Below are 14,575 nucleotides of genomic sequence, written 5' to 3'. Positions count from 1 at the left end.
GCTGTGATTCAGGCGGCGGGTTGGTCCAGTTCCAGTTCCACACCCAGTTGGCGTGACAGGCACGGCCAGCGTTTCCAGGCGGCTTCGGTGTCCGGGCTGGCGAGCTTGTCGCGGTAGGCTTCCACCGACTCCAGGGCGAAGCTGTCTTCATCGAGCATGGCGTCCACGGCGTGGTGCACCGCTTCATCCAGTTGGTTGGCGAAGTCTTCGCCGATCAGTTGGTGGGCGATCAGGTTGGCGACCGTGGTGTCCAGGGGGATCAGCGGCTGGCCAAAGTGTTTGATGTAGAGATCGTTGACCTCTTCCACCAGGCGGTGAGCCAGGTAGGCCTCGTCCAGCAGGCTATCGAGGCCGACATGGCCGTCCATGATGGCCGGCGGCTGGATAAAGAACTGCTCGGCAATTTTCAGTACCGGCTTGATCTGCGATTCGATGCCGGCCTCGCGGGCGACCTCGTTGGCAGCGTCGAGCAGGTCGGGCACTTGGTCGATATACGCGGCGACAAAACGGGTCATCACGCCGTTGGCGTCGACATCAGGCAGTTGGATGGCGGGGTGCAAGTGAGGCAGTTGGGTTTCCAATTGACGCGTCAATTGGCCTGTGCTGGCTTCGTGTTGCTGGGCCAGTCGGATTTGCTCGCGCAACGCGGCGGTGTTCATGAAAACTCCAGGGACCATGGGCAATTAAAGAGGGCAGACATAAGTTAGCCTGATCAAAAAATCGGCTAAGACGCATTTGTCATAATTATTTCATGCTTAGTCATGGCGGTTATATCGAATTGCCATCTTCCTCTGCCAACCCCCCTCTTTTCGTGGCTTGTGTGGCCTGTCCATGCTGTTTTTGCTGATTTGCCCCCCTGCGTTGCGAGGTCGAACTCGCTGTCTATACTCGGCCTTGTATGAAGTTAGCTGATGACGCCCTGCTGCCCGTGCAGCGAAGGCTCGGCGGTTTAAGTTCGTAGTCTAGGCAGCCGCTCCCTTGGCCGCAGGCGTTAAGCCTACGGGATAACAAGAACGATAAGGGGAACCCGCAATGATGCGACATCCACAAGTCTGGATGGGCCTCCTGTTGTGGTCGATATTCAGCCAGGCGAACGCCGCCTGGACCGTGAATATGGCGCCTGGAGCGACCGAAATAAGCCACGCGGTCTTCGATCTGCACATGACCATTTTCTGGATCTGTGTGGTGATAGGCATCATTGTCTTCGGCGCGATGTTCTGGTCGATGATCGTTCATCGTCGCTCCACCGGGCAGGTGGCCGCCAAGTTCCACGAAAGCACCACGGTCGAAATTCTCTGGACCATCATCCCCTTCCTGATCCTGGTGGCCATGGCTGTGCCGGCCACCGCGACCCTGATCAAGATGTACGACGCCAGCGAGTCGGACGTGGACATCCAGATCACCGGTTACCAATGGAAATGGCACTACAAATACCTGGGCCAGGACGTGGAGTTCTTCAGCAACCTGGCCACCCCCGCCGAGCAGATCCATAACCAGGCCGTCAAAGGCGAGCACTACCTGTTGGAAGTGGACCAGCCGCTGGTGCTGCCGGTGGGCGCCAAGGTGCGTTTCCTGGTGACGGCGGCTGATGTGATCCACTCCTGGTGGGTGCCGGCCTTTGCGGTCAAGCGCGACGCCATCCCCGGCTTCGTCAACGAGGCCTGGACCCGGGTCGACAAGCCCGGCATCTACCGTGGCCAGTGCGCCGAGCTGTGCGGCAAGGACCATGGGTTCATGCCGATCGTGGTCGAGGTCAAGACTAAAGCCGACTACGACACCTGGATGGGCGAGCGCAAAGCCGAAGCCGCCAAGCTCAAGGAACTGACCAGCAAGGAATGGACCCTCGACGAGTTGGTGGCGCGCGGCGACAAGATCTACCACACCACCTGCGTCGCCTGTCACCAGGCGGAAGGCCAGGGCCTGCCGCCCATGTTCCCGGCCCTCAAAGGCTCGAAAATCGCCACCGGGCCCAAGGAGGCTCACCTGAGCATCGTCTTCCACGGCAAGCCAGGCACCGCCATGGCGGCCTTCGGCAAGCAGTTGTCGGAAGTCGATATCGCTGCGGTCGTCACTTACGAGCGCAACGCCTGGGGCAACAACAAGGGCGACATGGTCACGCCAAAAGAAGTGCTGGCGCTGAAACAGGCGGAAAGCCAATGAGCCGGCTTATTGGGTATTTCCGCAACCGCTCGGGGTGCAGTGCCCTTGAGCGTCCAGCCCACCCGTTTGCAGGAGACAGGGCATGAGTGCAGTGATCGATGACCACGGCCACGCCGGCCATGATGACCACGCCCATGGCCCGGCCAAGGGCCTGATGCGCTGGGTTCTGACCACCAACCACAAGGACATCGGGACCCTGTACCTGTGGTTCAGCTTCTGCATGTTCCTGCTCGGTGGCTCCTTCGCCATGGTGATCCGCGCCGAGCTGTTCCAGCCCGGGCTGCAGATCGTCGAGCCGGCGTTCTTCAACCAGATGACCACCATGCACGGCCTGGTGATGGTCTTCGGCGCGGTGATGCCGGCTTTTGTCGGGCTGGCCAACTGGATGATCCCGCTGATGATCGGGGCGCCGGACATGGCCCTGCCGAGGATGAACAACTTCAGCTTCTGGCTGTTACCGGCAGCCTTCCTGATGCTGGTCTCGACCCTGTTCATGCCCGGTGGCGGGCCGAACTTCGGCTGGACCTTCTACGCCCCGCTCTCCACCACTTACGCCCCGGAAAGCGTGACCTTCTTTATCTTCGCCATCCACCTGATGGGCATCAGTTCGATCATGGGCGCGATCAACGTGATCGCCACCATCCTCAACCTGCGTGCCCCGGGCATGACCTTGATGAAAATGCCGCTGTTCGTCTGGACCTGGCTGATCACCGCGTTCCTGTTGATCGCAGTGATGCCGGTGCTGGCCGGCTGCGTGACCATGATGCTGATGGACATTCACTTCGGCACCAGCTTCTTCAGTGCTGCCGGCGGCGGCGACCCGGTGCTGTTCCAGCATGTGTTCTGGTTCTTCGGGCATCCCGAGGTGTACATCATGATCCTGCCGGCCTTCGGCGCTGTCAGCTCGATCATTCCGACCTTCAGCCGCAAGCCGTTGTTCGGCTACACCTCGATGGTCTACGCCACGGGCTCCATCGCCTTCCTGTCGTTTATTGTCTGGGCGCACCACATGTTCGTGGTGGGCATTCCGTTGGTGGGCGAACTGTTCTTCATGTACGCGACCCTGCTGATCGCCGTGCCCACTGGGGTCAAGGTGTTCAACTGGGTCAGCACCATGTGGCAGGGCTCGCTGACCTTCGAGACGCCGATGCTGTTCGCTGTGGCCTTCGTCATTCTGTTCACCATCGGCGGCTTCTCCGGCTTGATGCTGGCTATCGCCCCGGCGGACTTCCAGTACCAGGACACCTACTTCGTGGTGGCGCATTTCCATTACGTGCTGGTGCCGGGGGCGATCTTCGGGATCTTCGCCTCGGCCTATTACTGGCTGCCGAAGTGGACCGGGCATATGTATGACGAAACCCTGGGCAAGCTGCACTTCTGGCTGTCTTTCGTGGGCATGAACATGGCGTTCTTCCCCATGCACTTCGTCGGGCTGGCGGGGATGCCGCGGCGGATCCCGGACTACAACCTGCAGTTCGCCGACTTCAACATGGTCTCGTCCATCGGTGCCTTCACCTTTGGCGCCACGCAGATTTTCTTCCTGTTCATCGTCATCAAGTGCATCCGTGGCGGCAAGCCGGCACCGGCCAAACCGTGGGATGGGGCCGAAGGGCTGGAATGGAGCATTCCTTCGCCTGCGCCGTATCACACCTTCACCACGCCGCCGGAAGTGAAATGAACAGCTCCTACCCGGGGAGGTTGAAATGGCCGAGATCTCGCTGAAGAAACTGGTGACGCGCCTGTTGCTGGTGGTGGTGGCGATGTTTGTCTTCGGTTTTGCCCTGGTGCCGATCTACGACGTGATGTGCAAGGCCCTGGGCATCAACGGCAAGACCGGCGGGCAGTACGCGGACCAGGGGCAGCAGGTCGACGCATCGCGCCAGGTGCGGGTGCAGTTCTTGTCAACCAACGCCATCGACATGGTCTGGGACTTCTACCCCAAGTCCGAAGACATCGTGGTCCACCCCGGAGCGGTGAACGAAATGGTGTTTATCGCCCATAACCCCAGCGATCGCCCGATGAGCGCCCAGGCGGTGCCGAGCATTTCACCGAGCAGCGCGGCGATGTATTTCCACAAGACCGAATGCTTCTGTTTCACCCAGCAAGTGTTGCAGCCCGGTGAAAAGATCGAGATGCCGGTGCGCTTCATCGTGGACCGTGACATGCCCAAGGATGTGAAGCACCTGACGCTGGCTTACACGCTGTTCGATATCACCGCGCGTCATCCACCTGTGGCGGCCACTGCCAAGACCGGTGGTTAAGACGTTCTAGCGTGCCCGATAAGGAGAACAATCAATGGCGACTCATGAGCACTATTACGTTCCCGCCCAGAGCAAGTGGCCGATCATCGCGACGGTGGGCATGTTCGTCACCGTGTTTGGCCTGGCGACTTGGTTCAACGACCTCAAGGCGGCGCGTCCGGAATCCCATGGCCCGCTGATCTTCTTTGTCGGCGGCCTGTTGCTGGCCTACATGCTGTTCGGCTGGTTCGGGGCGGTGATCAAGGAAAGCCGTTCCGGCTTGTACAGCGCTCAGCTCGACCGCTCGTTCCGCTGGGGCATGAGCTGGTTCATCTTCTCCGAGGTGATGTTCTTCATCGCCTTCTTCGGTGCGCTGTTTTACGTGCGCCATATCTCTGGGCCGGCCCTGGGCGGGGAAGGCAGCAAGGGCCTGGCCCATATGCTGTGGCCGAACTTCGAGTTCGTCTGGCCGCTGCTCAATAACCCCGACCCCAAACTCTTCCCTACGCCCAAGGGCACCATCAGCCCCTGGGGCCTGCCGCTGCTTAACACCGTTCTTCTGGTGAGTTCCAGCGTCACGGTGACCATCGCCCACCATGCCTTGAAACGAGGTCATCGCGGCGCGCTGAAAATCTGGCTGGCGCTGACCGTCCTGCTCGGCTGCGCGTTCCTTGGTTTCCAGGCCGAGGAATACATCCATGCCTACAAAGAACTGGGGCTGACCCTGGGATCGGGGGTGTATGGCGCGACCTTCTTCATGCTCACCGGTTTCCACGGTGCCCACGTGACCATCGGCACGCTGATTCTGTTCGTGATGCTGATGCGCATCCTGCGCGGGCATTTCGACGCCGAGCACCAGTTCGGCTTTGAGGCCGCGAGTTGGTATTGGCACTTCGTCGATGTGGTGTGGATCGGGCTGTTCGTCTTTGTCTACGTGCTCTGAAACGCCGCTACCAGGGGGCGTGTGAGACCAACTGGCCGCTGAAGAAACCCCAGGCGATCAAGCCCACGGTGATCGCGGCCAGGCACACCCGAACGGTCAGCAGATTGACCACGCGCTTGGAGCCGCTGTCGTCCTTGACCAAAAAGAACAGGCCGCTGAACAGGCTGATAACCGTGGCAATCAGCATCAGGACGATCGCTGCTTTGAGCATGGCGGGACTCCCGGGGGGAATGACGATGAACAGCAGTATAGCGAGTCGATCTGCGCACTTTACGGCGCCCACATGAAGCGCTTTCGCCCCGGCCTGGCGCCGAGCCTGGTGGTGCTGTTGCTGCTGCCCATCCTGGTGGCCCTGGGGTTTTGGCAACTGAGTCGTGGCGAGCAGAAGCGCGAGCTGCTGGCCAGTTACGCCGAGCGCCGGGCCGCCGAGCCACTGTCGGTGCATGAGCTGCTAAGTGTTCAGGATCCGGCCTTCCGCCGGGTGCGCTTGCACGGTCATTTTGATCCCGAGTACAGCTTGCTGCTGGACAACCGCCAGCACGACGGCCAGGTCGGCGTGGAGTTGCTGCAACCCTTTCAGGACCAGGCCAGCGGAAACTGGTTGCTGCTCAATCGCGGCTGGTTGCCCTGGCCTGACCGGCGCACGCCACCGGTGTTCAGCACCCCGGAGCAGCCGGTAAGCCTGGATGCCTGGGTCTATGTCGCCCCGGGCGCGACCTTTCAACTGCACGCCGATCCGGCCGGCGCCCGCTGGCCCCGGCTGGTGACGGCGGTGGAGCCGGGCAAGCTTTGGAGTGAGTTGGGCCGCAGCGGTTTTGCTTACGAAGTGCGCCAGGAATCCGGCCCGGGCGCCTACCTCACCCAGTGGCCGGTGGTGGCCATGGGGCCGGAAAAACACCTGGGCTACGCGGTGCAGTGGTTCGCCATGGCCCTGGCTTTGTTTGCGCTCTACCTCTATCTCGGCTGGCACAACGCAAGGGAGAAACCGCATGGGAACGGCCATCAATCCAACCAACATGTCTGAGCCGTCGGCACCGCAGAGCCGGCGTCGCGGGCGCTGGCAACTGATCCTGATCCTGGCCATGGTGATCGGCCCCATGGTCCTCGCCACCGGCATGTACAAGCTGCAGTTCTGGGTGCCGGAAAGCCGCAGCTACCACGGTGAGCTGATCGGTAACGGCCAGACCCGCGCCCAGATCGGCGTACAGGCCGACGAGGAGCGCTGGCAGATCCTGGTGACCGCGCCCAAGGGCTGTGCCGAGGATTGCCAGCAACTGGTGTACCTGGCGCGGCAGATCCAGGTCGCCCTGGGGCGCGATGCGTCCCGGGCCAGCCATGCCCTGGCCAGCGCCCAGCCCTTGAGTGCCAACTACCAGGCCACGCTGGCGCGTGAGTACCCGCAGTTGCAGCGCTACCCCCTGGACCTGCCGACTTTTATGAAGGGCGCCCATGAGCAAGAGGCGCCGCAGCTGTGGATCGTCGACCCCCACAGCAACCTGGTGCTGCGCTACGACGCCCGGGTCAACGGCAAGGACTTGCTTAACGACCTGCGCCACCTGCTGAAACTGTCGAACATCGGATAAGGGCATCGTCATGGCCAAACCTGGATTTCGCCTCGCGTTGTTTGCCACCTTGCTGGCGCTGATTGTGGTGCTGCTCGGTGCCTATACTCGGCTGACCCACGCCGGCCTCGGCTGCCCGGATTGGCCCGGCTGCTACGGCTTTATCAGCGTGCCCGCCAGCGAAGCCCAGTTGGCCCATGCCGAGCTGCATTTCCCCGACACGCCGGTGGAGGCTCATAAAGGCTGGAACGAGATGGTCCACCGCTACTTCGCCGGCACCCTGGGGCTGTTGATCGTGTTGTTGGCGGCACGCGCCTGGCGTCATCGGCAGTACCCCGGGCAGCCCTTGAAACTGCCGTTGTTCCTGTTGGCGGTGGTGTTTGCCCAGGCGGCCTTCGGCATGTGGACGGTGACCCTCAAGCTCTGGCCGCAAGTGGTCACTGCGCATTTACTCGGCGGCTTTGCCACCTTGAGCCTGTTGTTCCTGCTGACCTTGCGGTTGTCCGGGGTGTTGCCGGCGTTGATTGTGCCGCGGCGCCTGCAATATTGGGCCACGGCCAGCTTGGTGTTGGTGATCGGGCAGATCGCCCTGGGCGGCTGGGTCAGTTCCAACTATGCGGCGGTGGCCTGTATCGACTTGCCCACCTGTCACGGCCAGTGGTGGCCGGCGGCGGATTTTGCCAACGGCTTTCACCTGACCCAGCACATCGGCCCCAACTACCTGGGCGGCCAGCTCGACAGCGAGGCGCGCACCGCCATTCACCTGACCCATCGCATCGGTGCGCTGGTGGTGACCCTGGTGCTGCTGGGGCTGGCCTGGCAGTTGCGACACGTGGGTATGACCCGCCTGGCCGGGTTGGTGCTGCTGGCCCTCGGGGTGCAGATCACCCTGGGGGTGAGCAACGTGCTGTTCCACCTGCCGCTGCCGGTAGCCGTGGCCCACAACGCCGGGGGCGCGGCGCTGTTGCTGACCCTGGTGCTGGTCAATTACCACGCCCGCACCAGCCTGGTCCGGGTCAAGGACCAACGGCCCTTTGGCTGGCGCCTCAGCCCACGTAAACACGTGGCCGGGCTCATAACCTTAAAAGGAGAGCTGCCATGGCGACTCTGATCGGTGAACGGGCGGGCCAGGCGATCTGGCGCGACTACCTGGAGCTGACCAAGCCCAAGGTGGTGGTGTTGATGCTGATCACTTCCCTGGTCGGCATGTTCCTCGCCACCCGCGCCGGCGTGCCCTGGACGGTGCTGGTGTTCGGCAACCTGGGGATCGCCTTGTGCGCGGGGGGCGCGGCGGTGGTCAACCACGTGGTGGATCGGCGCATCGATGCGGTGATGGCCCGCACCCACAAACGCCCGCTGGCCCAGGGCCGGGTTTCGCCGAGCGCGGCCCTGACCTTCGCCCTGCTCCTGGCCCTGGCCGGCCAGGCCCTGTTGCTGGCGTTCACCAACCCGCTGACTGCCTGGCTGACCTTGGCTTCCCTGCTCGGTTACGCGGTGATCTACACCGGCTTTCTGAAACGCGCGACCCCGCAGAACATTGTGATCGGTGGCCTGGCCGGCGCCGCCCCGCCCCTGCTCGGCTGGGTGGCGGCCACCGGGCATGTCAGTGCCGAGCCGCTGTTACTGGTACTGATCATCTTCGCTTGGACCCCGCCGCACTTCTGGGCCCTGGCCATTCACCGCAAGGAGGAGTACGCCAAGGCCGATATCCCCATGCTGCCGGTGACCCACGGCGAGCATTACACCAAGGTGCATATCCTGCTCTACACCTTTGCCCTGCTGGCGGTCAGCCTGCTGCCGTTCGTGATCCACATGAGCGGCGTGTTGTACCTGGTGTGTGCCCTGGGATTGGGTGCGCGCTTTCTGCAATGGGCCTGGGTGCTGTACCGTGGCACTCGGCCGCACGCGGCGATCAACACCTTCAAGTACTCTATTTATTACTTGTTCCTGCTGTTCATCGCCCTGCTCGTAGACCACTACCTATTGTTGACCCTATGACTCGAACTCAGAAAACCGTCTTTATTCTTGTGGCGCTGGTGGCCCTGGTACTGGGCCTGACCGTTAACAAAGTGCTGTCCGGCAAGGGCCAGGGCGACCCCACTGCGTTGATCGACGCCGGGATTATCCTGCTGCCGCAAAGCCGCAATCTGCCGAGCGTGAAGATGACGGACCAGAATGGCCAGCCGGTGGTGATCGATGAACTCAAGGGCAAGTGGTCGCTGCTGTTCTTCGGTTACACCTTCTGCCCGGACATCTGCCCCACCACCTTGGCCCAACTGCGGCAGATCAAGAGCGAGCTGCCCAAGGAGGCGGTGGACAAGCTGCAGGTGGTGCTGGTGAGCGTCGACCCCCATCGTGATTCGCCGCAGCAGCTCAAGCAGTACCTGGGCTATTTCGACAAGGACTTCCAGGGGCTGACCGCCTCTTCGGTGGAAGATCTGCAGAAGCTGGCCAATGCGGTGAGCATCCCGTTTATTCCGGCGGACACCAGCAAACCCAACTACACCGTGGACCACAGCGGCAACCTGGCGGTGATCGGCCCGGACGGCACCCAGCGGGGCTTTATCCGTGCGCCGCTGAACAACCAGAAGTTGGTGGCCCAGTTGCCGGTGATGTTGCAACGCCCGTAAGCGGAAGAACCGCCGCAAATAAAACGGGGCGCCCTGAGGGGCCCCGTTTGTGTTTCTACAACGTGTAGGAGCCGGCTTGCCGGCGATAGCGCTCTTGAGCGGCGCATCGCTGGCAAGCCAGCGCCTAAGGTTGTTAGAAGGCTGGCAGTACCGCGCCTTTGTATTTCTCGAGAATGAATTGCTTCACTTCCGGGCTGTGCAGGGCGGCGACCAGTTTCTTCATGGCGTCCGAGTCTTTGTCGTCAGGACGGGCCACCAGGATGTTCACGTAAGGCGAGTCGTTGCCTTCGATCACCAGGGCGTCCTTGGACGGGTCCAGCTTGGCTTCCAGGGCGTAGTTGGTGTTGATCAGCGCCAGGTCGACCTGGGTCAGCACGCGGGGAATGGTGGCGGCTTCCAGTTCACGGAACTTCAGGTCTTTCGGGTTCTCGGTGATGTCTTTGACGGTGGACAGGATGTTGTTCGAGTCCTTGAGCTTGATCAGCCCGGCCTTGGCCAACAGCAGCAAGGCACGGCCGCCGTTGGTGGCGTCGTTAGGGATCACTACGTTGGCGCCGCCTGGCAGCTCGTCGAGTTTCTTGACCTTGTTGGAGTAGGCGCCCAGGGGCTCCAGGTGCACGCCGGCAACGCTCACCAGGTGAGTGCCCTTGGCCTTGTTGAACTCATCCAGGTACGGCTGGTGCTGGAAGAAGTTGGCGTCCAGGCGTTTCTCGGCCACTTGCACGTTGGGCTGCACGTAGTCGGTGAAGACTTTGACCTTGAGGTCCACGCCTTCTTTGGCCAGGGCCGGTTTGACGAATTCCAGGATCTCGGCGTGGGGCACCGGTGTGGCGGCCACGGTCAGGGTTTCGGCGGCGTGGGCGGAAAACGCGGCCACGGCTGCGAAAGCGACGAGTAGTTTTTTCATCGAACAAGCTCCTTGTAAGACGCCCGGTCCCGGGCGCCGGCATTGCATTTATTTGCGGGAAAAGTGCACCACCAGCTTATCGCCGACGGTTTGCAGAACCTGAACCAACACCAACAGCAAGATCACCGTCACCACCATCACATCGGTCTGGAAACGCTGGTAGCCGAAACGGATCGCCAGGTCGCCTAGGCCGCCGGCACCCACAACGCCGGCCATGGCGGTGTAGGACACCAGGGTGATCGCGGTCACGGTGATGGCTGCAAAGATGCCCGGGCGGGCTTCTGGCAGCAAGGCATTGGTGATGATCTGGCGGGTGGTGGCGCCCATGGACTGGGTGGCCTCGATGATGCCACGGTCCACTTCACGCAGGGCGGTTTCCACCAGGCGTGCAAAGAACGGCGTGGCGCCCACCACCAGCGGCGGAATGGCCCCGGCGACGCCCAGGGACGTACCGGTGATCAGCACCGTGAAGGGGATCATCACAATCAGCAGGATGATGAACGGCAGCGAGCGCAGGATGTTCACCACCAGCGACAGCAGCGCGTAGAGGTTCTTTTGCTCGAGCAATTGGCGCGGGCTGCAGAGGAACAGCAGCACGCCCAGGGGCAGGCCCAGGAGCACGGTGAACAGCAGCGAACCGCCGAGCATCATCAGGGTGTCGCCAGTGGCCAGCCAGATTTCCAGCCAGTCGATGTTGGCGAAGAAGGTATCCATCAGCGCAGCACCTCCATGTGGACGTCCGCTGCGGTGAAGCGGGCGAAGGCCGCTTCCATGTCACCGCCGGTCACGGCCAGGGTCAATTGCCCGTAAGGGGTGTCTTTGATGCGGTCGATGCGCCCGGCGAGGATGCTGTAATCCACGCCGGTTTCGCGGGCCACGGTGCCCAGCAGCGGCGCGTAGGTGGCGTCGCCCTGGAAGGTCAGGCGCACGATGCGCCCGGGCACGTGGGCAAAGTCGTCCCGCTGTTCGCTTTCATCGATCTGCTCGTCTTCCTGGACGAAGCGCTTGGTGGTCGGGTGCTTGGGATGCAGGAACACCTCGGCCACCGAGCCTTGCTCGACGATGACCCCGGCGTCCATCACCGCCACCTGGTCGCAGACGCGGCGGATCACATCCATCTCGTGGGTGATCAGCACGATGGTCAGCTTCAGCTCACGGTTGATCTCGGCCAGCAGTTGCAGGACCGACGCCGTGGTTTGCGGGTCGAGGGCACTGGTGGCCTCGTCGCACAGGAGGATTTTCGGCTTGGTCGCCAGGGCGCGGGCGATGCCGACGCGCTGCTTCTGGCCGCCGGACAACTGGGCGGGGTACTTCTTGGCGTGGTCGGCCAGGCCGACTCGGGCCAGCAATTCGGTGACCCGCTTGTCGATCTCGCTGCGGGACAGTTCGCCGGCCAGGGTCAGTGGCAGGGCGACGTTGTCGGCCACGGTCTTGGACGCCAGCAGGTTGAAGTGCTGGAAAATCATCCCGACCTGCTGGCGGAAACGGCGCAGGCCGTTGGCGTTGAGGGCGGTGACTTCTTCGCCGTCGACGATGATCTTGCCGCCACTGGGGTTTTCCAGGCGGTTGATCAGGCGCAACAGGGTGCTTTTACCCGCCCCGGAGTGGCCGATCAGGCCGAACACCTGGCCGTTTTCGACCCGCAGGTTGGTCGAATGCAGAGCGGGAATATCCTTGCCGGCAACCCGGTAGGTTTTATGGACGTCTTGAAACTCGATCACGTAGCGAACCTTGTGGGGCGCGTTGAAAAGGGGTCAGCGGTAAGCCGGGCGGGCATTTTAGCCTGTCCGTATAGAGGTTCTTAGCATTTATTTCGCGATCATCCTTCCATTTGGCAATAACGCGATCAAAGGTCATAAAAAAGGAACGGTGCTCTTCGCTCATCAGTCACTACTTAGCCACTCCAAAGTGTCCAGGTACCGTGCCTGGACAACTTGCTCATGAAGCCCGGGTTCGCCCGGGATTTTGCACACGAGGAGTTTTTGTCTGATGAGTACCAAGAAGCCAAGCGCCCGCAAAAGCCAGCTGGCCGGGACTGACACCCTGGATCGGGGCAATAGCAACAGCAAGCTGGAGAGCCTGGAGCCCTTCCGTTCCGATGCCACCGAACAGGCGTTGCGCACCAACCAGGGCGTCAAGATCGTCGATAACCAGAACAGCCTGAAAGCCGGTGCCCGCGGGCCTTCGTTGCTGGAAGACTTCATCATGCGGGAGAAAATCACCCATTTTGACCATGAGCGGATCCCCGAGCGGATCGTCCATGCGCGCGGCGTGGGCGCCCATGGCTACTTCCAGAGCTACGGCAACCACTCGGCCCTGACCAAGGCCGGGTTCCTTTCTGACCCGACCAAGCAGACCCCGGTGTTTGTGCGCTTTTCCACCGTGCAGGGGCCTCGCGGTTCCGGCGATACGGTGCGTGACGTGCGCGGCTTTGCCGTGAAGTTCTTCACCGACGAGGGCAACTTCGACCTGGTGGGCAATAACATGCCGGTGTTCTTCATTCAGGACGCCATCAAGTTTCCCGACTTTGTACACGCGGTGAAGCCCGAGCCCCACAACGAAATACCCACTGGCGGTTCGGCCCACGACACCTTCTGGGACTTCGTCTCCCTGCAGCCCGAATCGGCCCATATGGTGATCTGGGCCATGTCCGACCGGGCCATTCCGAAAAGCCTGCGCAGCATGCAGGGGTTTGGCGTGCACACCTTTCGCCTGATCAATGCCGAGGGCCAGTCGAGCTTCGTCAAGTTCCACTGGCGGCCAACGGTGGGCACCTGTTCCCTGGTCTGGGATGAAGCGCAGAAGCTCGCCGGCAAGGACACCGACTTCCATCGGCGGGACTTGTGGGAGTCCATCGAAGGGGGGGATTACCCGGAATGGGAATTTGGCGTACAGATCATCGCCGAAGAGGACGAGCACAGTTTCGACTTCGACATTCTCGACCCCACCAAGCTGATTCCCGAGGAGCTGGTGCCCATCACGCCCCTGGGCAAAATGGTGCTTAACCGCAACCCGGACAACTACTTCGCCGAGACCGAGCAGGTCGCCTTCTGCCCGGGGCATATCGTGCCGGGTATCGACTTCTCCAATGACCCACTGCTGCAGGGCCGGTTGTTTTCCTACACCGACACGCAGATCAGCCGCCTGGGCGGGCCGAACTTCCACGAACTGCCGATCAACCGGCCAGTGGCGCCCTTCCACAATGGCCAGCGCGATGCCATGCACCGCACCACCATCGACAAGGGGCGGGCGTCCTACGAGCCCAACTCCATCGATGGCGGCTGGCCGAAGGAAACGCCGGCGGCCGCACAGGATGGCGGTTTTGAGAGTTACAACGAACGGATCGACGCCCACAAGATTCGCCAGCGCAGTGAGTCGTTCGGCGATCACTTCTCCCAGGCCCGGCTGTTCTTCAAGAGCATGAGCAAGCACGAGCAGGAGCACATCATCGCGGCCTACAGCTTTGAGTTGGGCAAGGTCGAGCGCTTGTGGATCCGTGAGCGGCAGGTGAATGAGATCCTTGCCAATATCGACCTTGAACTGGCCGGCCGTGTAGCCCAGAACCTCGGCCTGCCAGCGCCGAAAGCGCCCACGGTGGCCGAGCGCAAGACCTCGTTGGCGCGCTCGCCGGCGTTGAGCCAGGCCAACTTGCTGCCGGGCGGTATAAAAACCCGAAAAGTAGCAATTCTGGCGGCCAATGGCGTCGATGGGGCGGCGATCAGTGCTTTTCAGCAGGCCCTGAAAGCCGAAGGGGCCCATGCCAAGTTGCTTGGCCCGACCTCGGCGCCAGTGACCACCGCCGATGGCAAACAGTTGCCGGTGGATGCCTCGATGGAGGGGCTGCCGTCGGTGGCGTTTGATGCGGTGTTTGTGCCGGGTGGTGCGGCCTCGATCAAGGCGCTGAGCAGCGATGGCGTGGCTCTGCATTACCTGCTGGAAGCCTACAAGCACCTCAAGGCTATCGCCCTGCACGGGGATGCCGGGCAATTGCTGGATGTGCTGAGGTTGGAGGCGGATGCCGGCTTGATCGTTGGCAAGGATGCCCAGCTGTTCAAAGCGTTGTTTGCCGCGATGGCTGAGCATCGGGTCTGGGACAGGGAGGCGAAAGCCAAGGCCGTGCCGGCCTAAAGAGC

General features: G+C 62.0%; 15 protein-coding genes. 10 read left to right on the top strand and 5 right to left on the bottom strand.

Going from position 1 to position 14,575, the window contains the following annotated elements; genetic code table 11:
• Nucleotides 1-8 precede the first annotated feature (8 nt).
• On the bottom strand, nucleotides 9-659 hold the full coding sequence (locus tag M1B35_RS02295; RefSeq protein WP_123328050.1) for a hypothetical protein: 651 nt from the start codon (nucleotides 657-659) through the stop codon (nucleotides 9-11).
• 373 nt (nucleotides 660-1,032) lie between these two features.
• Between M1B35_RS02295 and coxB the strand changes: the two genes are divergently transcribed.
• The 4 genes from coxB to M1B35_RS02275 all read left to right on the top strand — a co-directional run bounded on the left by coxB (nucleotide 1,033) and on the right by M1B35_RS02275 (nucleotide 5,343).
• A complete protein-coding gene (coxB, locus tag M1B35_RS02290; protein WP_123328051.1) occupies nucleotides 1,033-2,160 on the top strand; it encodes a cytochrome c oxidase subunit II in 1,128 nt (375 codons plus the stop codon).
• 82 nt (nucleotides 2,161-2,242) lie between these two features.
• Complete coding sequence (ctaD, locus tag M1B35_RS02285; protein ID WP_123328052.1) at nucleotides 2,243-3,838, top strand: cytochrome c oxidase subunit I; 1,596 nt, start codon at nucleotides 2,243-2,245, stop codon at nucleotides 3,836-3,838.
• A gap of 25 nt (nucleotides 3,839-3,863) precedes the next feature.
• Nucleotides 3,864-4,421, top strand: coding sequence for a cytochrome c oxidase assembly protein (locus M1B35_RS02280; RefSeq protein WP_268261113.1), 558 nt, complete (start codon nucleotides 3,864-3,866; stop codon nucleotides 4,419-4,421).
• A 34-nt stretch (nucleotides 4,422-4,455) separates the two neighbouring features.
• Nucleotides 4,456-5,343 carry a cytochrome c oxidase subunit 3 gene (locus M1B35_RS02275; RefSeq protein ID WP_123328054.1) on the top strand — a complete coding sequence of 296 codons (888 nt, stop codon included), beginning with the start codon at nucleotides 4,456-4,458 and terminating at the stop codon, nucleotides 5,341-5,343.
• Between the two features lie 7 nt (nucleotides 5,344-5,350).
• Here the strand turns inward: M1B35_RS02275 and M1B35_RS02270 are convergent, their stop codons facing one another.
• On the bottom strand, nucleotides 5,351-5,554 hold the full coding sequence (locus M1B35_RS02270; protein ID WP_123328055.1) for a twin transmembrane helix small protein: 204 nt from the start codon (nucleotides 5,552-5,554) through the stop codon (nucleotides 5,351-5,353).
• A 72-nt stretch (nucleotides 5,555-5,626) separates the two neighbouring features.
• Here M1B35_RS02270 and M1B35_RS02265 point away from each other — a divergent pair, with 72 nt between their 5' ends.
• Genes M1B35_RS02265 through M1B35_RS02245 form a run of 5 tightly spaced genes read left to right on the top strand, consistent with a single transcriptional unit; the run spans nucleotide 5,627 to nucleotide 9,535 of the window.
• Complete coding sequence (locus tag M1B35_RS02265; protein ID WP_123328056.1) at nucleotides 5,627-6,367, top strand: SURF1 family protein; 741 nt, start codon at nucleotides 5,627-5,629, stop codon at nucleotides 6,365-6,367.
• Nucleotides 6,333-6,926: a hypothetical protein gene (locus M1B35_RS02260; protein WP_268261112.1), complete on the top strand. Its 594-nt coding sequence runs from the start codon at nucleotides 6,333-6,335 to the stop codon at nucleotides 6,924-6,926. The genes M1B35_RS02265 and M1B35_RS02260 overlap by 35 nt, the downstream gene beginning before the upstream one ends.
• A 10-nt stretch (nucleotides 6,927-6,936) precedes the next feature.
• Nucleotides 6,937-8,016, top strand: coding sequence for a COX15/CtaA family protein (locus M1B35_RS02255; RefSeq protein WP_268261111.1), 1,080 nt, complete (start codon nucleotides 6,937-6,939; stop codon nucleotides 8,014-8,016).
• A complete protein-coding gene (gene cyoE, locus M1B35_RS02250) occupies nucleotides 8,004-8,903 on the top strand; it encodes a heme o synthase (RefSeq protein ID WP_123328059.1) in 900 nt (299 codons plus the stop codon). Before M1B35_RS02255 ends, cyoE begins: the two co-directional genes overlap by 13 nt.
• Nucleotides 8,900-9,535 carry an SCO family protein gene (locus tag M1B35_RS02245; RefSeq protein WP_268261110.1) on the top strand — a complete coding sequence of 212 codons (636 nt, stop codon included), beginning with the start codon at nucleotides 8,900-8,902 and terminating at the stop codon, nucleotides 9,533-9,535. Before cyoE ends, M1B35_RS02245 begins: the two co-directional genes overlap by 4 nt.
• A 133-nt stretch (nucleotides 9,536-9,668) precedes the next feature.
• Here the strand turns inward: M1B35_RS02245 and M1B35_RS02240 are convergent, their stop codons facing one another.
• The 3 genes from M1B35_RS02240 to M1B35_RS02230 are packed head-to-tail and all read right to left on the bottom strand — an operon-like array spanning nucleotide 9,669 to nucleotide 12,163.
• Nucleotides 9,669-10,442 carry a MetQ/NlpA family ABC transporter substrate-binding protein gene (locus M1B35_RS02240; protein WP_123328061.1) on the bottom strand — a complete coding sequence of 258 codons (774 nt, stop codon included), beginning with the start codon at nucleotides 10,440-10,442 and terminating at the stop codon, nucleotides 9,669-9,671.
• Between the two features lie 48 nt (nucleotides 10,443-10,490).
• Nucleotides 10,491-11,156, bottom strand: a complete 666-nt coding sequence (locus tag M1B35_RS02235; protein WP_123328062.1) for a methionine ABC transporter permease — start codon at nucleotides 11,154-11,156, stop codon at nucleotides 10,491-10,493.
• A complete protein-coding gene (locus M1B35_RS02230) occupies nucleotides 11,156-12,163 on the bottom strand; it encodes a methionine ABC transporter ATP-binding protein (RefSeq protein WP_123328063.1) in 1,008 nt (335 codons plus the stop codon). Before M1B35_RS02230 ends, M1B35_RS02235 begins: the two co-directional genes overlap by 1 nt.
• 268 nt (nucleotides 12,164-12,431) lie before the next feature.
• Between M1B35_RS02230 and katE the strand changes: the two genes are divergently transcribed.
• Nucleotides 12,432-14,570 carry a catalase HPII gene (gene katE / locus M1B35_RS02225; protein ID WP_268261109.1) on the top strand — a complete coding sequence of 713 codons (2,139 nt, stop codon included), beginning with the start codon at nucleotides 12,432-12,434 and terminating at the stop codon, nucleotides 14,568-14,570.
• The last annotated feature ends 5 nt before the right edge of the window (nucleotides 14,571-14,575 follow it).

It is taken from the genome of Pseudomonas morbosilactucae, from assembly GCF_023241665.1.
In the GTDB taxonomy this organism is placed as follows: Bacteria; Pseudomonadota; Gammaproteobacteria; order Pseudomonadales; family Pseudomonadaceae; genus Aquipseudomonas; species Aquipseudomonas morbosilactucae.
Note: the sequence above shows the minus strand (reverse complement) of the source record. Positions and strands in the feature narration are given on the sequence as shown.